This window comes from Tessaracoccus sp. OS52 (genome assembly GCF_020687685.1).
Lineage (GTDB): Bacteria > Actinomycetota > Actinomycetes > Propionibacteriales > Propionibacteriaceae > Arachnia.
Genome location: NZ_JAJEWM010000001.1, coordinates 934,324 through 951,499, shown reverse-complemented (window position 1 = coordinate 951,499; position 17,176 = coordinate 934,324). Strand labels below are relative to the sequence as shown.

The 17,176-nt window shown below is 67.6% G+C and carries 18 protein-coding genes and 1 tRNA gene; 11 read left to right on the top strand and 8 right to left on the bottom strand.

Annotated features, from left to right (window positions below):
* Positions 1-31: 31 nt before the first annotated feature.
* From leuS to LKO27_RS04400, 3 genes are all read right to left on the bottom strand, one after another.
* Positions 32-2,512 (bottom strand): leucine--tRNA ligase, encoded by a 2,481-nt coding sequence (leuS, locus tag LKO27_RS04410; protein ID WP_227735659.1) that lies wholly within the window; start codon positions 2,510-2,512, stop codon positions 32-34.
* Positions 2,513-2,590: 78 nt separating this feature from the next.
* Entirely contained in the window at positions 2,591-3,508 is a 918-nt protein-coding gene (locus tag LKO27_RS04405) for a carbohydrate kinase (RefSeq protein ID WP_227735658.1), read from the bottom strand.
* A gap of 19 nt (positions 3,509-3,527) precedes the next feature.
* Positions 3,528-4,451 (bottom strand): DUF4192 domain-containing protein, encoded by a 924-nt coding sequence (locus tag LKO27_RS04400; RefSeq protein ID WP_227735657.1) that lies wholly within the window; start codon positions 4,449-4,451, stop codon positions 3,528-3,530.
* A gap of 87 nt (positions 4,452-4,538) precedes the next feature.
* Here LKO27_RS04400 and LKO27_RS04395 point away from each other — a divergent pair, with 87 nt between their 5' ends.
* On the top strand, positions 4,539-5,186 hold the full coding sequence (locus tag LKO27_RS04395; RefSeq protein ID WP_227735656.1) for a hypothetical protein: 648 nt from the start codon (positions 4,539-4,541) through the stop codon (positions 5,184-5,186).
* Here LKO27_RS04395 and LKO27_RS04390 read toward each other — a convergent pair.
* The 4 genes from LKO27_RS04390 to LKO27_RS04375 form a co-directional block, all read right to left on the bottom strand.
* Positions 5,176-6,108: a hypothetical protein gene (locus LKO27_RS04390; RefSeq protein WP_227735655.1), complete on the bottom strand. Its 933-nt coding sequence runs from the start codon at positions 6,106-6,108 to the stop codon at positions 5,176-5,178. The genes LKO27_RS04395 and LKO27_RS04390 overlap by 11 nt on opposite strands.
* Before the next feature lie 90 nt (positions 6,109-6,198).
* Entirely contained in the window at positions 6,199-7,383 is a 1,185-nt protein-coding gene (locus LKO27_RS04385; protein ID WP_227735654.1) for a peptidoglycan-binding protein, read from the bottom strand.
* 120 nt (positions 7,384-7,503) lie between these two features.
* Positions 7,504-8,334 (bottom strand): 3-methyladenine DNA glycosylase, encoded by an 831-nt coding sequence (locus LKO27_RS04380; protein WP_227735653.1) that lies wholly within the window; start codon positions 8,332-8,334, stop codon positions 7,504-7,506.
* Positions 8,331-9,023 carry a M48 family metallopeptidase gene (locus LKO27_RS04375; RefSeq protein WP_227735652.1) on the bottom strand — a complete coding sequence of 231 codons (693 nt, stop codon included), beginning with the start codon at positions 9,021-9,023 and terminating at the stop codon, positions 8,331-8,333. Before LKO27_RS04375 ends, LKO27_RS04380 begins: the two co-directional genes overlap by 4 nt.
* A 39-nt stretch (positions 9,024-9,062) precedes the next feature.
* Between LKO27_RS04375 and LKO27_RS04370 the strand changes: the two genes are divergently transcribed.
* The 10 genes from LKO27_RS04370 (at position 9,063) to LKO27_RS04325 (ending at position 17,012) form a co-directional block, all read left to right on the top strand.
* Positions 9,063-9,251, top strand: a complete 189-nt coding sequence (locus tag LKO27_RS04370; protein WP_227735651.1) for a hypothetical protein — start codon at positions 9,063-9,065, stop codon at positions 9,249-9,251.
* A gap of 20 nt (positions 9,252-9,271) precedes the next feature.
* Positions 9,272-9,562 carry a hypothetical protein gene (locus LKO27_RS04365; RefSeq protein WP_227735650.1) on the top strand — a complete coding sequence of 97 codons (291 nt, stop codon included), beginning with the start codon at positions 9,272-9,274 and terminating at the stop codon, positions 9,560-9,562.
* The gene (locus LKO27_RS04360) at positions 9,562-9,852 is read left to right on the top strand and encodes a hypothetical protein (protein ID WP_227735649.1); all 291 of its coding nucleotides are present in this window, start codon (positions 9,562-9,564) and stop codon (positions 9,850-9,852) included. Before LKO27_RS04365 ends, LKO27_RS04360 begins: the two co-directional genes overlap by 1 nt.
* A 141-nt stretch (positions 9,853-9,993) precedes the next feature.
* Positions 9,994-10,704, top strand: a complete 711-nt coding sequence (locus tag LKO27_RS04355; protein ID WP_227735648.1) for a hypothetical protein — start codon at positions 9,994-9,996, stop codon at positions 10,702-10,704.
* 3 nt (positions 10,705-10,707) lie between these two features.
* Positions 10,708-12,777 (top strand): sensor histidine kinase, encoded by a 2,070-nt coding sequence (locus tag LKO27_RS15515; RefSeq protein WP_227735647.1) that lies wholly within the window; start codon positions 10,708-10,710, stop codon positions 12,775-12,777.
* Positions 12,774-13,409 carry a response regulator transcription factor gene (locus LKO27_RS04345; protein ID WP_227735646.1) on the top strand — a complete coding sequence of 212 codons (636 nt, stop codon included), beginning with the start codon at positions 12,774-12,776 and terminating at the stop codon, positions 13,407-13,409. Before LKO27_RS15515 ends, LKO27_RS04345 begins: the two co-directional genes overlap by 4 nt.
* A gap of 107 nt (positions 13,410-13,516) precedes the next feature.
* Positions 13,517-14,458 carry an NAD(P)-dependent oxidoreductase gene (locus LKO27_RS04340; protein WP_227735645.1) on the top strand — a complete coding sequence of 314 codons (942 nt, stop codon included), beginning with the start codon at positions 13,517-13,519 and terminating at the stop codon, positions 14,456-14,458.
* A 1-nt stretch (position 14,459) separates the two neighbouring features.
* Positions 14,460-15,164, top strand: a complete 705-nt coding sequence (locus LKO27_RS04335) for an AzlC family ABC transporter permease (RefSeq protein WP_227735644.1) — start codon at positions 14,460-14,462, stop codon at positions 15,162-15,164.
* Positions 15,157-15,483, top strand: a complete 327-nt coding sequence (locus LKO27_RS04330; protein WP_227735643.1) for an AzlD domain-containing protein — start codon at positions 15,157-15,159, stop codon at positions 15,481-15,483. Before LKO27_RS04335 ends, LKO27_RS04330 begins: the two co-directional genes overlap by 8 nt.
* A 38-nt stretch (positions 15,484-15,521) precedes the next feature.
* Positions 15,522-17,012 carry a CYTH and CHAD domain-containing protein gene (locus LKO27_RS04325; protein ID WP_227735642.1) on the top strand — a complete coding sequence of 497 codons (1,491 nt, stop codon included), beginning with the start codon at positions 15,522-15,524 and terminating at the stop codon, positions 17,010-17,012.
* Positions 17,013-17,076: 64 nt separating this feature from the next.
* Here LKO27_RS04325 and LKO27_RS04320 read toward each other — a convergent pair.
* Positions 17,077-17,152 (bottom strand) — tRNA-Ala (locus LKO27_RS04320).
* Between the last annotated feature and the right edge of the window lie 24 nt (positions 17,153-17,176).

The following is a 17,176-nucleotide window of genomic DNA, read 5'->3' as shown; positions in this document are numbered from 1 at the left end:
CTGATCCTTCAGGGAAGGCGTGGCCTGTGGATTACTTCCCGGGGACGAGGCTGAGCATCTTCGGCAGTCGAGCGATCACCTTGACAACTGGGCGGCCGTCGAGGGATCGCTGTACCCCCGGGTCAGCCAGGGCGAGACCAAGGGCGTCGTCCTCGGTGATGTCGGTGGGCACGTCCAGCTTCGCGCGGATCTTGCCCTGGATCTGCACCACCATCGTGACGGAGTCCTCCACCAGCAGGACCTCGTCAGCCGTCGGCCAGGTGCTGCTGGCAACCGAGGGGGGCAGGCCCAGCAGTTCCCAGATCTCCTCGGCCACGTAGGGAGCCACCAGGCTCAGCGACTGGGCCACGAACATGACCGCCTCACGGACTGCGGGATCCCCTCCGCCAGCCCCACCGTCCACGGTCTTGCGGGTGGCGTTGACCAGTTCCATGGTGCGGGCAACCGCGACGTTGAACCGGCCGGACTCCACCAGGTTCGTAATCTCCGCGATCGTCTTGTGGGTGACGTGGCGCAGCGACTTGTCGCCTGTGGCGAAGTCGACCCCTGGTTCGCTGCTCACGTCGCAGGCCAGGCGGTAGGCCCGTTGCAGGAACTTCAGCGACGACGCCGGCGAGACCTCGGCCCAGTCGATGTCATCCTCGGGCGGGCCCGCGAAGACCATGGTGAGGCGAACGGCGTCGACGCCGAACTTGTCTATCTGCTGCCCCAGGTCGACACCGTTACCCAGCGACTTGCTCATGGCCTTGCCCTGGTTGACGACCTGTCCTTGGTTCATCAGGCGCAGCATGGGCTCGTCGAAGGTGACCAGGCCGAGGTCCCGCAGCACCTTGGAGAAGAACCGCATGTAGAGCAGGTGCAAGATGGCGTGCTCGACGCCGCCGACGTACTGGGCCACCGGCATCCAGTTCGCGACATCCTCAGGGTTGAAGGGACCCTCCGTGTAACCGGGTGAGCAGTAGCGGAAGAAGTACCACGACGAGTCCACGAACGTGTCCATGGTGTCGGTGTCGCGCTTCGCGGGTCCCCCGCAGTTGGGGCACTCCACGTTCACCCAGTCCGTTGCGGACGCCAAGGGCGAGGTGCCCTTTGGTGCGAGCGCCGATCCGCGCAGGTCGGGCAGTCTCACGGGCAGTTGCTCGTCCGGCACCAGTACCTCGCCGCAGTGCTCGCAGTGCACCACCGGGATGGGGCAACCCCAGAACCGCTGGCGGCTCAGCAGCCAGTCCCGCAGCCGGAACTGGACGGTACCGGTTCCCTTGCCGTCGGTCTCCAGTTGCTCGATGATCCTGGAGACGCCGGTGGCCTTGTCAGCCAGGCCGTCCAGGATGCCGGAGTTGAGGTAGGCGCCGTCGCCCGTCGTCGCCAGTCCGGTCTCAGCCGGGTCCGTACCGTCGACGTCGATGACGGTGCGGACCGGCAGTCCGAACTTGCGGGCGAAGTCGAGGTCCCGCTGGTCATGGGCGGGGACGGCCATGATGGCGCCGGTGCCATAGTCGGCCAGCACGTAGTCAGCTGCCCAGACCTGGACCTTCTCACCATTGACCGGATTGGTGGCATGTACTCCAAGCCAGACGCCGGTCTTCTCGTGCTCGGTCGACTGTCGCTCAATCTCGGTCTCACGCTTCACGCGCTCGACGTAGCGCTCGAATTCGGGGCGCTGTTCGTCGGAGACCAGTTCGGCGGCAAGTGGCGCATCCGGTGCCACCACCATGAACGTCGCACCGAACAGGGTGTCGGGGCGGGTGGTGAAAACGGTGACCGGCTCCTCGCGGCCGTCGACGGTGAAGTCCACGTGGGCGCCTTCGGAGCGCCCGATCCAGTTGCGCTGCATGGCCAGCACGTGGTCCGGCCAGCCGCCCTCGAGCTGTGACATGTCGTCGAGCAACTGCTGCGCGTAGTCGGTGATCCGGAAGTACCACTGGTTCAGCTTGCGCTTGGTGACCTCGGACTTGCAGCGCTCACAGCGTCCGTCCACGACCTGTTCGTTGGCGAGCACCGTCTGGTCCTGAGGGCACCAGTTGACGAAGGAGTCCTTCCGGTAGGCCAGGCCCCTCTCATGGAATCGGGCGAACAGCCACTGCGTCCAGCGGTAGTACTCCTCATCCGAGGTGTGCAGGCGACGCGACCAGTCCAGGCTGAGGCCGTAGCGCTTGAAGGAACGGGCCTGCGTCTCGATGTTGGCGTAGGTCCACTCCGCCGGGTGCGCGTCGGCGCGGATCGCGGCGTTCTCCGCCGGAAGCCCGAAGGAGTCCCAGCCGATGGGGTGCATGACGTCGTAACCCCGCAGCTTCAGGAAGCGTGCGACCACGTCGCCCATGGCGTAGGCCTCGGCGTGGCCCATGTGGAGGTCTCCCGAGGGGTAGGGGAACATGTCGAGCACGTACCGACGCTCGCGGCTGCCGTCGTCGAGCGGCTGGAAGGTCTTGTCCCGCTCCCAGAAAGCCTGCCACTTCTCCTGCGCGGCCTGGCTGTCGTAGGTGCCGCTGCCCGGCTCCGCGTGACTCGTCACGAGCTTGCTCCTCTGGTCCCCGTGCGCCCTGCGACGCACGGTCGCCCAATATACCGCCGCACCGCAGGGCTGGCCTCCTCAGGCCAGGAAGGCCAGGACCTCCTCCAAGGTGGGAGGGTTCGCTCCCTTTCGCGTGCACACGAGAGCGGATGCGGCGATTCCCTGCTCCAACGCCAGTTCGAGGTCCTCGGGATTCTGGGCGTACTGGGTCAGGAACCCAGCCATGAAGGTATCCCCGGCGCCGACGGTGTCCACCAGTTCGACCCGGCGTCCCTTCACCGAGACGTGCCTTCCGTCCGGCTTCACGGCGACCGCCCCGTGTTCACCCAGTGTCACGACGAACATCGACAAATCGTACTCGACCGCCCATGCCTCCGCGTAGGCGAGGGCGTTGTCGTCGTCGACGAGCCAATTGATGTCCTCGTCGCTGGCCTTGACGATCCCGCCCGAGCGGCCCACGGCTGCCATCAGCGGGCTGACGAGTTCGTAGTACTCGGAACGGTCGGGGATCACGGTGGGGCGCACGTTCAGGTCGAAGCTGACAGCTGCCTCGGTGCTTCCCACGAAGTCCAGCAGGGGACGGACTCCGGATCCGACGACCGACCCGATGGAGCCGAAGTGGAGCCAGTCGTCGTCGGTGAGTTCGGGGAACTCGCCCGGGCGCCAGCTGAACCCCGCCGTGCCCCTCAGGTGGAAGTTGTAGGAGGCCTTGCCGAACTCGTCGAGCGACACGATCCCGAGCGCAGTCGGGTCCTCCGAGCGTACGGCCAGGTCCAGTTGCACGCCGTTGGCGAGGAGGTGCTCCTCGATCTGCCGCCCGAAGGCGTCGGCACCGATCCGGCCCAGGTAATGGGTGTCGGCGCCCAGCTTGGCGAGCGCCACCGACGTGTTGAGCGGCCCCCCGCCCGCGAGCGCCGACCACCTGCTCTCAGCGGTGGACACCACCTCTGCCGGGATGAGGTCGATCAGGTTCTCCCCGCAGACAACGAAGCGCATGGGAGCACAATAGCGGCCCTCACCTGCCGTCCCACCAACTGGGCGGCAACGCCTTGTGATGCAACTCCTCGAGCAGCAGGAGAACAGGATGTCGCGGTTCCAGCTCCTGCAACTGCGTCATGCACTCGTTCTGCTGGGCCCCCTCCCCCGCCAGCCAGCAGGCCACGGCGAGGGCGGCCAGGACGTCGGGCTCGCATTCGGGGTCCGCCGTGGCCCTCGCCTGGAGCAGCCGGGGGTGAGCGCGCCGGGCAGACTCGGTGGTGACCTGTGCCAGGAACTCGGCAAGGCACTCCGGCAGCTGGAGGAGCACCGCCAGCTCAGCCGCGTCGTCGGGTGTGAGTGCCTCGTCCGACTCAAGGAGGCCACGGAACAGCCGCATGGCCTCGTCCAGGTCCAGCCGCATCACTCGGGCGAACGCCTGGTCCACCCGTTCCGCGATCTCGGCGCGTTCGTGCGCAGGGGGTGGCATCACTGCGGCAACGGCCTCCTCACGACTGCCCCTGACAGCCATGCCTTCGAAGACCGCCTGTGCCGCGAGCGCGCTGGCGGAGAATTCGAAGGGGATACCTTCCTGGGGGGTCGGGGCGCAGTTGTCAAGGTTCCAGTAGCGGGTCCCGTTCGTGATGACGGCGTCCGTGACGAGGTCTCCCAGGATGGACGTCAGGTGGTTCACGACGCCTGTTACCTCCGTCACCTCCCGTCCGAAGCCGAGCAGCACGAAGTTGGTACCCGGCTTGTTGTCCCGGGCGTTGAGGATCTGCTCGATGGCGCCACGGAGCTCGTCGGCCGACTGCACCAGATCAAGCCGGGCGCAGAACTCCACTCGTTTGCCGTGCATGCCGACCACGACGACCGACTCCGCCGGATGGAACCCGAGCATGATTGAAGGGATGCACAGGAGGTCAGCTCTCGAGCTGCCCCGCAGGATGGTTTGCGATGTCATGACCGACACTCTGGTTGCGGTGGAGCCGGATCCGTCAGCGTCCGGTCTGCCTGTGGAGAACCCACCGCTTGTATCGTGGGGGGCACCATGAGCAACGAAGACTCCCCGTGGGCGCACCAGGACCCCCGCTGGCAACCGCAGAGCTACCGCGACGCCGTCGGACGTAACCCCCGGCAGCCGTTCGGCCAGCCGTCCTCGGGCGCGAACCAACCGCCCCAGACGTCCATTGAGGACTTCCGTGAGCAGGGCAGGGGAGGTCCGCCGTGGTGGCTCGTCATGGTGGCCGTGATCGCGGCAGTCGGCCTGGTCCTGGTCGTCCTGCAACTGGTCACGGGAGACGAGGAGCCGCCTCCTTCCGCGACAGCCTCACCCTCACCGTCGGTGAGCGTCGGCCAGGAGGACACTCCCGGCTCCAGCGCAACCGGCGGCAACTCGATCCCCTTCGAGGGCAACGGCACGGGCCTCTTCGAACTCCTCGGCGAAACCTGGACGGCTGAAGGTCTGGAAGTCACCTTCCGGGTCACCGTGGATTCGGGCGAGCACAGCTTCGGGCTCTACATGTTCAACAACACGACGATGGAGCTTGCTGATCCCCTGGACATGTCGCCCTTCTACGCCTCCGAGGGCAGTCCGTACACGGGTACGGCACGCTTCGCGGTGGACAGGAGTGCGGGCACTCTGGTCCTGACCACGGGATTCGGGCGAGCTATCACGGCTCTGCCGGTCAAGGGTTGACGGAGGCCTCGCTCGCAGCCTGTGCGTCCAGGCGGCGCTCTGCCATCGCGTCAGGATGGTCGCGGGAGAGCAGGAGAACACCGAAGACCGCCACGGCGCCGGAGAGGGCCATGCCGACGGCGGGGAGCGGGCCCATGCCGGCGCCCTCACCGAGGATGAACAGGCCGAAGATCACGGCCACAAAGGGATCCACCGTCGTCATGGTGCCAACCGTGATCTCGGCCGGCCCCGACGCGTAGCCCTGCTGGATCATCCAGACGCCCAGTCCGTAACAGGCGATCATGAAGCCGATCACCACGAGGACCTGCCAGTGGAACAGGTCGAAACCACCGCCCTGGACGAGGTTCATGGCTGCCTTCATCATGCCGGAGGCCAGGCCGTAGAAGATCGCGCCCACCGACGACCACAGCATCGCTTTGGCCCATGCCACGGCGCGCGACGCGAAGAACGAGAGAACGCCACAGAGGACGCAGACCACCAGGAAGGAGACCACAACGCCCTGGAAGCTGAACTCCTTCTCCCCCTTGGCGAACACTGACGAGAAGATCGTGAATCCCACGACTCCCAGAACGGTGATGCCGACGGCCATCCAGATCCGGCTCGGGATCTTGTGACCGTGAATCTTGGAGGCCAGCATCACCGACCACGGGACGGCCAGGATCCCCACTGGCTGGACCACTGCGACGGGGGCCATGCTCAGCGCCACCAGGTGGAGGCCAGCTCCGGCCAGGACACACAGCAGACCGAGCAACCACTTCGGGATCAGGAACAGGCGCAGCATCCCCCCGAATGACAGCTTGTTCGAGGACTGGCGCCCGGTGGGGTCGAAGGTGCTCTTGACGCCCAGGTGCTGCAGGGTGGCCCCGCTCGCGAACAGGAACGAGGAGATGACCTGCAGGCCGATTGCCAGGACGATGTCCACCAGGATTTGCCTTTCGCGAGACTCACTCGGAACGATAGCCGAACACACAGCGATTGCCGATCAGACCGTGGTCTGATCGGCAATCGGGGTTCAGCCTGCGTAAACCACTACCTTGTCACCCGTTCGCGCGGTGTCGAACAGCGTCGCAACAGCTTGCTTGTCGCGGACGTTGACGCAGCCGTGCGAGGAGCCGTTGTAGCCCCGGGCGGCGAAGTCGGCCGAGTAGTGCACCGCCTGGCCGCCGGAGAAGAACATCGCGTAGGGCATCGGGGTGTCATAGAGGCTCGAGACGTGGTCCCTGGACTTCCACTCCACCTTCCACGTTCCGTTGCGCGTCTCCCTGGAGGTGCCCTCGGTGCCGAACCGGACGTCCATCGTCATCCGGATCTCGCCGTCGACAACCCAGGCCAGCTTGCGCTGTGCCTTCGAGATGCAGATGACCCGCCCCTGCAGGCACCTGTCATCCAATGTCATCGACCCGGTCGAGGGTCGGTTGTTGAGTTCCGCACTGGAGGGCTTGCGCGTCATTCCGTGAAGACGGTCGAGTGTGCGCTGGTCGACCTCGCCGGTGACGGGGATTTCCCGCTTGCCCTGGAAGCCCTTCACGGCCTCCACCGTGTTGGCGCCGTACACCCCGTCGACGGCGTCGAAGTACCACGCCAGTTGCTTGAGCCTGGCCTGCAGGTCCTTCACGGCGTCGCCCTTGGCGCCCTGGGCGAGGATCGCAGGGCCGGGCTTGAGGACGTTGTACATCTCATCCTGGCTCGGCATCCTGGTCATCGCCACGAGCTTGTCCCAGGTGACTTGGTCGACGTAACCAAGTACGGCGATCCCGCGCTTGGCCTGGAAGCCCTCGACAGCGGCCTTCGTCTGCTCACCGTAGGTGGGGGTGATCTTGCCTTGGTACCAGTCGATCTGCAGGAGACGGTGCTGGAGTTCGCGGACCTTGTCGCCCTCGTCGCCGACCTTGATGATGGCCGGGGGTGGCGGCGGTGGAGCCGGCTTGGTGGGGGTCGGGGCCACCGTCGGGGCTGGGGTGCCCTCCGGCGCGGGCTGGGGGGCGGGCTGCTCGGTGGGCTCTTCGGTCGGCTGCTCCGTCGGAAGCTTGCTCGGCTGCTCGGTGGGCGCGGGGCGCTCAGCCGGGACAGAGACCTCCTGCGTGGGGCTTCCCTCGTCCTCGGGAGGCTGCGCGAGTACATCTGGTGCGCACCCGGAAAGGGCGAGCATGAAGACCGCGATGGCGGCGGGAATGATGCGTCGGTACTGATGTGTCACGGGGAAGCCTTCCGTCGTTGAGCCGTTTCGGTGACGGTGACGCGCCAAGGGTAAGTCCGCGAACCGTCTTCTATCCGCGTACACGCCCTGACTTGACGGAATCGTTGCCAAGGTTCCCCATCAGCTGGCGAGGAGTTGCTCCACCACCGCCAGCAACCGCCGCCGGATGGGCGCTGCGCGCTCCGCGAATGCGCGCTGCAAGGACGCATACTGGGCCCTGCCCTCGGGCGTCTCCACCTTCACGGGCTCGTAACCCCACTCGGAGAGGTCGTAGGCGGAGGCGCGCATGTCCACCTCCCGAATGTCGCGGGCGAGCAGGAAGGTCTCCAGCAGCAGTTCCGACGAGGTGGCCGGGTGCAGCTTGCCCGCCCACTTGTACAGGTCCATGTTGACGTGCAGGCAGCCGGGCTGGTCCAGTTCGGCCTGGCTCTCCCTGGACGGCTGCAGCAGATTGAGTGGCCTGGCGGCGGGGGTGAAGAACCGGAACGCGTCGTAGTGGGAGCACTTGCAGCCCACCTCCTCGACGATCCGGGCGGTCTCGGCGCGGGAGAACCGCAGTGGCAGGTAGGGGTGTCTGGTCTCGCCGTCGTCGAGCTGGTAGACCATCGCCCACTCATGCATGCCGAAGCAGCCGAACCGCGGGGCGGCGGCCTGTGCCGCCGAGAGCAACCCGTGGGCGGTCTTGACGGTGCTGGCCCGTTTGGCGAGGAACGCCGACGCGTCGAAGGCTGGCCTGCCGTGCGCCTCACCGTCGGCCAGTTCCACCCCAATTCCTGGATGCCACTGCCGGAGTTGGCCGGGACGAAGGTTGTAGTAGTGCCACAGGAAGTCGTCGACGGGATGCTTCTGCCCCCGTTCGCGACGGTGGATGACGTCGGCCAGCAACGCGGAGACCTCACGCTCGTGGGAAGCGGCGCGGCGTTGCCACTCGCGCAGCGGCAGCAGCGTCACAGCCGGCCCTTCAGCTGCGCGTCCCGACTGCGCCAGTCGGGCAACATCGCTCCCAGATGGGCCTTGAAGTCAGGACCGTGGTTGGCCTCCAGCAGATGGGCCAACTCGTGCACGACGACGTATTCGAGCTGTTCGCGCGGGCGCTCCGCGAGCGCGATGCTGAACGACATGGCACCGGTCACCTGGTTGCAGCTCCCCCACCGGGACCGCATCCGAGCCAACCGGATCCTGCTCGGCCCACGCCCCACGTAAGGGGAATGGAGCTGCAGGTAGTGGTCGATGGCCGGGGCCAGTTCCCGACGGTGCAGCGCGGTGAGGGCTCGGCGTGCGGCGTCCTCGTCACCCTCCGGGCGAGTGATCCGGATCCGATCCTCCTCGAAGGCAGCCACAGCACGCGCACCGTCGACGACCACCAGCTCGTGCCACCTCCCCCACAGTCTCGCCCGCCCCCCCGAGACGAGCCGCTCGGGAGCATTCATCCGGGCGCGGGTCTGGGCCTCGACGGCCCACGCGGCGTTGCGTCCGACGAACTCCTCGATCTCGGCGCGGCCCACATGCCACGGAGCCGACACACGGATGCTCGCATCGCTCGGGTCCACGCGCATGCGCAGGTTCTTCATGCGCTTGAGGGTGACCTGCACCTCCACGCCGGAGGTCCGCAACAGATAGCGCGAACCGATCCTGGACATGCGTCGAATGCTATTCGCAAGGACCCTGCTGCTCCAAGGTTGAAGACTCCGGTCCGCCGTCACGACGGCATCCGGTCGGCAGTCCTGAACCTCTTGGGCGCCTTCCTCTCCGTCGAGGTGGCACTGACCGTGACCAACGCCGTCGTCAACATCCAGGACTCCAGGGGAGCACCCCGGACCGAACTTCTGCCCTTGGCTCGGGAGTGGGCAAGCGCGGCGCCAAGGTGAACTGGAAAGTGGCGGGACGCATGCTTGTCGCCTGGGCCATCACCCTCCCTGCCGCAGGCCTGGTCGGGGCGTTGGTGTGGTTCATCGGACACAACATCGGCAGCCTGTTCGGCGCGCTGGTGGTCTTCGGGATACTGGTGGCATCGTCTCTGTGGATGTACCACCGTTCGCAACAGTCGCGGGTCGACCACCGCAACGTCAACGACGAATGGGTCGAGAAGGTGGCGGGTGCACAAGAGGACCCGGTCCTCGCAGTGAAGGGCAAGAAAAGAGCCAAGAAGAAGCGTAGGAAGTTGAGGGTGGGCTCCTGATGGAACTTTTCGGATTGCTGCTTGAAGGTGGTTGGCGGGTCCTGCTGGCAGGGTTGGTACTCGGCGCGGGGTTGCCCGCCGTTTTCGCAGTCGGGATCCGTACCCTCTCCTACGGGGCGGTTGACGGCCAAGAGGTCTCCGACCATCAGCCACATCCCTGGGCACGTGTGATCGCCGTGGTCTGCTTCGCCATCGTCCTGGCTGCGGTTGCGTTGGGCATCGGGATCGTCGTCGCCTCCGGTTTCGGAATGCGCGTCGAGTACGGCTGGCCGCTGTTCGTTCCTAAGTAGCGTTTTCTCCGCCAACAGCACTGGGGAGCCAACCCGGGAGATCTTCCCGGCGCGACGAGGAACATGCCCCATCCACACGGGGAGTGCGCGGCGCACTGTGGTGTCAGCGGACCATTCAGGTCCCTCACCACAGGAGGAGACATGTACACAGCACTACCACCCAGCACGGCCGCCCCCCGGGTGGCCGGAGCACTGGGCCTGGTTCACGTCGTGTTGATGATCGGCGGCCTGGCGATCACCGGCGGCGGCGCCCTCATCGAGGATGGAACCGAGGGAATCGAGCGGGCATACGTGAGGGGCGACCTCACGATCATCTTCGCTGGCTGGTTCGTGGAGTCGATCGGCTTCGTCCTTCTCCTCCCCGTGGCCGTCTTCCTGGCGCGATCTCTGGGCCGGACGACGACGCTCGGACGTTGGGCCGCGCTGACAGGCTTGATCCTCGTCTCCGGGTACGTCACCATCACTCTCGCCGTGGGCTTCCCGGCAGGGGCTGCGGCGGCATTCGGCGTGAAGAACGGACTGGATCTCGAGACAGCAGCGGCCATGAACTCCATGCGCGTCTTCGCGTACTTGCTGAGCCTGCTCTGCCTCGGAGCGCACGTCGTCTGCGTGGCGCTGTCAGCACTCGCGGACGGCTTCTCGCGTTGGTTCACCGGGATCCTGGGACTCGTCACGGGAGCGTCCCTGCTGGCTGCCGCTCCTCTGGCACGGCTCGGCCTGCAAGACATCCCCACGCTCGTCTACCTCGTGTGGTGGATCGGGCTCTGCGTCATCCTGCTTCGCGGCCATCCTGTGGTGACGGAGACTTTGCCGGAACCCCTCGTGGGGAAAGCCGAGTTGCGGCAGGCTTGAGCGGTGAGTGCAGCGGCACTGCGGATCCCCGCGCTGGTCGCCACGGCGACCGGCGCCGGGCTCGCGGGCGCCCTCCCCATCGTGTGGGCAACGCCGGGGGACCTGCCTGACCGGGCGGCCGTCGCCCTCGTGATCGCCTCTTACGCCGTGACCGCGACGGTGATCCTGGGCGCCCGGCCCGGCAACCGGGTTGGCCGCATCATTCTCTTGGGCACCGTCACGTGGGCTGTGGGAGAGCTGTTCATCGCCTGGGGGGCACAGGGCTGGGTGAGGACCGGCCCGACCATTCCATTCGCCGCACACATCACAGTCGTGGGAACCGCCCTGCGTTCCGGCTGGCTGCTGCTCATCCTGGGCGTCCCCCTCACCTTCCCCGATGGGAAGACAGCGTGGCCGCACCGGCGCGCTCCGAAGGTGCTGACGGGGCTGTCGATCGGCCTGCTTGCTCTGGGATGTCTGCTCGCCCCCTACCCGCTGGACGCCCGGGTGGAGCATCTGTCCAGCCCGACGGGACTCCCTCCTCACCTGCGGGCGGTCGCAGATCTGACAGCACTGTCCGCAGTCCTTCTCACATTCATCACGCTCGTCATCGCCGTCGTCGGCCTGAGGGTCAAGTGGCGACGCGCTCACGCCTTGGAGCGCCAGCAGCTGCTCTGGTTCGCCCTCGCATTCGCCCCACCCCTCCTCTGTCTGCCGCTGGTGGCCACTCCTTGGGCGGCCCCATGGCTGTTCGCCGCTGTGTCGGCGCCCACGCCGGTGGCGTTGGCGGTCGCCCTGCTCCAACGTCGGCTCTACGACATCAGGGTTGTGATGTCCCGGTCCCTCACCTATGCCGTGGTCTCGGTGGTGGCGGTGGCGGTCTACGCGGGCACCGTCGCCGCCGTGGGGATCCTGTTGCGTCGTCCCGGAGCGGATTGGCTACCGTGGGTCGGTGCGGCGGTGATCGCCCTCGTGTTCACCCCGTTGCGACTCGGAGTGCGGTCCGTCGCCAACCGGCTGACCTATGGCCACTGGTCGACACCGGTCGAGGTGCTGGCGGCCACCGAGGGACGTCTGCGCGACGCCACTGACCTCCCGGCGCTCGTCGCCGTCATGGTCGACAAGCTGGCTGAACTGCTGCGACTGCCTGGGCTGGAAATCGTTGACCTTGAGGGTCGCACCTTGTGTCGTGCCGAAACACCGGAGGGAGGCCGCGTCGGGCAATCCCCAGCCGGGCCGGCGTTCGAGGAGGTGGGATTGACCGCTTACGGCACCCAGGTCGCGACGATGCGGTGGGCCCGCACCCCGCTGCGGAGCGGTGATCGCCGGCTGCTTGAGGCGGTTGGTCGCCAGCTTGGCGAGGCCTTGCACGCCGCGGCCCTGGTCGAGGAGTTGCGGCGCGCGCAGGAGCGACTGGTCAGCGCCCGCGAGGAGGAGCGCAAACGCCTGCGCCGTGACCTCCATGACGGTCTGGGCCCCAGCCTGGCCGCGCTGGGCCTGGAGGTGGACAGCCTGCGCAACCGAATCCCCTCGCTCCCTGCCGCGCGGGCGGACGCGGAACTCGTCGCCCTGCGCTCGGGCATCCAGAGCACGGTGGCTGAGGTGCGACGGGTGGTGGAGGGCCTCAGGCCACCCGCTCTCGACGAACTGGGACTCGGCGGGGCGGTCACGCAGCTCGCCCGGCGGCTCACAGGAACGCCGTCGGAAACGGCTGGGGCGCACGGGGAAGCAGTCCCGCAAGTCACTGTCCAGGTCGGTGAGCTCCCCGCCCTCCCCGCAGCGACCGAAGTGGCCGCCTTCCGCATATCCCAAGAGGCGCTGACCAACGTGGTCCGGCACGCGATGGCGCGCCGCGTGTGGCTGGGTGTCAATGTCGAGGAGGGCGACCTCGTGGTGCGCGTACAGGACGACGGCAACGGTCAGGTCGCCTCCCGCGACGGCGGCGTCGGGCTGGTGGGGATGCGGGAGCGTGCCGAGGAGGTGGGCGGCGACGTGGCGGTGGAGGCACACCCCGGGCTCGGCACCACCATCACCGCACGCCTTCCCCTCCCGTCACTCCACCAGGTCCCGGCTCCCGAGCGGTCGAGTTCATGATCCGCATACTCGTTGTCGATGACCATCCATTGTTCCGTCGCGGACTGGTCGGTCTGCTGGGCAGCGTCGAGGGAGTATCGGTGGTCGGTGAGGCCGGCGACGGCGAGGCAGCCGTACAGGCAGCGGCCGAGCTCCACCCGGACGTCGTCCTCCTCGACCTCGGGTTACCGAGGATGCCGGGTATCGAGGCCGCCCGCCGGATGGCGGCCATGGATCCAGCCCCGGCGGTCCTGATCATCACGATGGTCGACGACGACGACACTGTCGTGACCGCGCTCCAGGTGGGGGCGCGGGGCTACCTGTTGAAGGGGGCCTCACAGGAGCAGGTCCTCGAAGCTGTCCGTACTGTCGCCGCGGGCGGTGCCGTGCTGGGTCCGGGCCTGGCCCAGGGGTTGCTCATCGGCGACCGCCGCCGGTGGTCCCACGACCTGACCGAGCGCGAGGCGCAGGTGCTGAGTGGCATCGCGGCAGGGCACTCCAACCCAGAGATCGCCCGCGAACTGGGCCTGAGCCTCAAGACCGTGCAGAACCACGTGTCGCACGTCCTTACCAAGCTCCAGGTGCGGGACCGGACCCAGGCCGCACTGCGCATTCGTGGGCTGGGTCCGAACTCATCGCCCTCACCCCGATGATGATCCACCCCGGCGTCCAGCCCGATCCGCGAGGGCGGATCGCAAGATCACGTGCACCCCGCCTGTCTGGCTAAGCTGGCGGCAGCCACCCACCCGAAGGAAACGCCGTGAAGATCCTGCTCCCGGACTCCCTCCCACTGTCCCCAGCACTGCCCGACGGCGTCACCGCCGCCACCTATGCGGCGCGGGAACCGATCCCGGCCGAGCACCGGGACGCGGAGGTCCTGGTGGTCTGGGAGAACCGTCAGGAGGACCTGGAAACCGCTGCCCGCAAGATGCCGAACCTCCGCCTGGTGCAGGGACTCATGGCTGGTCCGGATTCCCTCTTGCGAGCCGGGTTCGCCGACGACGTCGCCCTGGCCAACGGCGTGGGCCTGCACGACGCGACCGTCGCGGAGCACGCCCTGGCACTGTTGCTCGCCCTGGTGCGCCACCTGCCCGAGGCACGCCGGGCGCAGTCGGAGCACCGCTGGGCCGGGGAGTTCAACGACGTGCAGAAGTTCGACGGGCAAGGGCCGATCACGAGTCTCATCGGGACCAACGTCGTCATCTGGGGATTCGGCAGCATCGCAGCCCACTTGGCACCGATCCTTGCCGCACTGGGCGCGCGGGTTCGAGGCATCGCCCGCAGCTCGGGCCCAAGGTCCGGCTTCGACGTCGGGGCCGACAGCGAGCTGCTCTCCGTGTTGCCCGGGGCCGACGTGCTGGTCATGATCCTCCCCAGCACCCCTGAGACCGCCGGGGCGCTCGGCCGACAGGAGATCGAGGCACTGCCGGACCACGCGCTCCTGGTGAACGTCGGCCGCGGGTCCACCGTCGACGAGGAGGCCTTGATGGCCGCACTCACGCAGGGTCGGCTCGCCGGTGCGGGTCTCGACGTCACCGCCGTCGAGCCGCTGCCAGCCGAGTCGCCGCTGTGGGACGCCCCGAACACGATCATCACCCCGCATGTCGCCGGCGGACGCCCACTGAACGCGGAGCGCCTCATCGTCGCCAACGTCGCGGCCCTGTTGGCCGGCGAGCCGCTGCGGAACCTGGTGCAACGCTGACGTGACGGCGACTTCCGCGAGTGAGCCGGCGACCGGGGAGGTCCGGGCCGGGGTGAGGATCGCCCTTCCTGCGATCCTCGGGATCGCTCCCATGGGCATGGCGCTCGGCGTCCTGGTCGTCCAGGCTGGACTCGACTGGTGGTGGGCTCCGGTGTTCGCCGCCGTCATCTTCGCAGGCTCCCTGGAGTTCCTCGTTCTTGGGCTGGTGACGGCGATGGCACCGCTGGCGACCATCGCGAGCACGGCTTTCCTGGTCAATTTCCGGCACGCCTTCTACGCCCTGTCGTTCCCGCTGCACCGAGTTCAGGGCCGGGCGGCCAAGGCCTACAGCACGTTCGCCCTGACCGACGAGGCCTGGGCCTTGACGTCCTCGTCGGTTGCGCAGGGCTGGTCCAGCCGCAGGATCCTGGCCCTGCAGTCGTCGTTCCATCTCGGGTGGACTGTCTCGGTGACGACGGGAGCGCTGGCGGGCAGCCTGATCCCCGAGAGCGTCGTGGGCCTCGACTTCGCCATGTCCGCGTTCTTCCTCGTGCTGACCATCGAGGCCTTCCGCGTGCGCAGGAGCATCCCGCTGCCGATCATCGCCCTTGTGTGCGCACTCGTGGCGCACCTGATGTTCGGCGACGGCATGCTGCCCGCGGCCATGGGCTCATTCGTAGCCGTGCTGGTGCTGGTGTACCTCGTCAGGAGGAGGACCCGTGGCTGACTGGCCTTACTTGCTGGGAGCGGTCCTGGTGAGCGCAGGGATCACATGGGCGCTGCGTGGCCTGCCATTCCTGTTCCTCGGGCGCCTCCGCGACAGCCAGCTGTTGCCCCACCTCGCGGCCGTGATGCCGGTGGGCATCATGACGATCCTGGTCTTCTACACGCTGCGGCACACCGACGTCGGAGCCAACGCGGTCACGATCGCCGTCGCGGTTGGTCTGGCCGTGACCGCGGCGCTGCACCTGTGGCGGCGAAACGCGGTACTGAGTGTCCTGGGTGGGACCGCGGTTCACGTACTGATCATGTCGACCATCGCCTGACTCGCCGGCCGTCGAGGCCCGACCGGTAGAATCACTTGATGGTCGGAACTGGAGACGACCTCGAGCGCGAGGCCGAGGTGGAGCGCAAGTACGCCGTCGGGAAGTCTGACCAAGTCCCCGACTTCAGCGCCCTTGGCCCCACCTCTCCCGCGCGCACCACCGAACTCGTGGCCCACTACTACGACACCCCCCGACTGGACCTCCTCGGCGCGGGGATCACCCTGCGACGGCGAACCGGCGGCCACGACGCCGGCTGGCACCTGAAGCTTCCGCGCGACGGCGACAGCCGCACCGAACTCCGCCTACCGCTGCAGCGCGGCCACGCGATCCCGCCAGAGCTGCGCGACGAGGTGGCGGGCCTTGTGGGCAGACGCCCGCTGCTGCCGGTCGTCAGGATGAACACCACCCGCACCACCGTCGAGCTGTTCGACGACGACGGGAATGCGCGCGCCGAGATCGTGTCGGACCGGGTCGCCGCAGAGGTGCTGCGCGCCGACGTCGACTCCTCCCAGCAGTGGCGGGAACTGGAGGTCGAACTGCAACCGGGTGAAGCGGAATCCACCTTCGACGCGGTCGAGGAGCTCCTCTCTGCGGCCGGGATCCGCCGCTCCCAGTCCGCTTCGAAGCTCTCCCAGGTCCTCCGCGGGATCCCCCCGCAGTCGAAACCGGGCAGGAAGGACTCCGCCGCCACCGCTGCGGCCTCCGCCTTCGCGAAACACTACGGACGGTTCCAGGCGCTCGAACGTGGCGCGGCTGAGGACGCTCCTGACGCGGTGCACCAGGCGCGGGTGGCGCTGCGACGGATGCGCAGCATTCTCCAGGTCTACGGGAAGGTGTTCGACAGCTCGGCCAGCCGGAGACTGCGGGACGAGCTCAGGTGGGCCGGGGCTGTGTTGGGAGCGCCCCGCGATGCCGAGGTCATCCGCGACGAGCTCCTGCGCCTGCTCGATGAGCTCGATTCCGAGACCCTGGTGGGGCCGGTGCGGGCGCGCATCACCAATGATCTGGACCTCAGGCACGGGGAGGCACTCACGACTCTGCAGGAGGTGATGTCCTCGTCCCGGTGGGACGCACTGCACGAGCGGATCAGTGGGTTCCTCACCGCTCCCACCGTCGGCAAGAAGGGCCGCCGGCCAGCAGCCAAGGCCCTCTGCAAGCTGGCCTTGAAAGCCGAGCGGAAGGTGGCCCGACGGCTGGACACCGCACGGGGACACGCCGCCCATCTGGAGAGCTGGCACGAGGTGCGCAAAGCGGCCAAGGGCGCGCGCTACGCCCAGGAGGTACTGCAGGGGATCGGCATCAAGCCCGCCAAGCAACGCCGGAAGACCTGGAAGGCGGTGGCTGGGGGGTTCGGCGAGGTACAGGACGCTGTCATCCTTGACGAGCAGCTCACCGCGCTGAAGGCCTCTGCGCGGGCGGCTGGGGAGCCCGTGGACACCTACCAGGTCATGAGCGACAAGCTCGCAGCGAAGCGAGAGGCCGGGCTGGCCGACGCCTGGGCCCGGGTGGAGGAAGCGCTGGGCAGCTGACGAGCAGGTCGGGAAACAGATTGGGCTGCGGATCGATGTCGCACGATCCCGCAGCCCAAGATGTTGGTGGAGCTAAGGGGATTCGAACCCCTGGCCTCTTCCATGCCATGGAAGCGCGCTACCAACTGCGCCATAGCCCCGCAGCCGTCGAAACGGCAACCAGA

What these genes read in the sequence shown, in the direction of transcription:
- LKO27_RS04355 (WP_227735648.1), top strand. Translation starts at nt 9,994, where the DNA reads ATGTACACAGCACTACCACCCAGCACGGCCGCCCCCCGGGTGGCCGGA.
- LKO27_RS04325 (WP_227735642.1), top strand. Translation starts at nt 15,522, where the DNA reads ATGGTCGGAACTGGAGACGACCTCGAGCGCGAGGCCGAGGTGGAGCGC.
- LKO27_RS04395 (WP_227735656.1), top strand. Translation starts at nt 4,539, where the DNA reads ATGAGCAACGAAGACTCCCCGTGGGCGCACCAGGACCCCCGCTGGCAA.
- LKO27_RS04360 (WP_227735649.1), top strand. Translation starts at nt 9,562, where the DNA reads ATGGAACTTTTCGGATTGCTGCTTGAAGGTGGTTGGCGGGTCCTGCTG.
- LKO27_RS04345 (WP_227735646.1), top strand. Translation starts at nt 12,774, where the DNA reads ATGATCCGCATACTCGTTGTCGATGACCATCCATTGTTCCGTCGCGGA.
- LKO27_RS04375 (WP_227735652.1), bottom strand. Translation starts at nt 9,023, where the DNA reads ATGTCCAGGATCGGTTCGCGCTATCTGTTGCGGACCTCCGGCGTGGAG.
- LKO27_RS04400 (WP_227735657.1), bottom strand. Translation starts at nt 4,451, where the DNA reads ATGACATCGCAAACCATCCTGCGGGGCAGCTCGAGAGCTGACCTCCTG.
- LKO27_RS04405 (WP_227735658.1), bottom strand. Translation starts at nt 3,508, where the DNA reads ATGCGCTTCGTTGTCTGCGGGGAGAACCTGATCGACCTCATCCCGGCA.
- LKO27_RS04365 (WP_227735650.1), top strand. Translation starts at nt 9,272, where the DNA reads ATGCTTGTCGCCTGGGCCATCACCCTCCCTGCCGCAGGCCTGGTCGGG.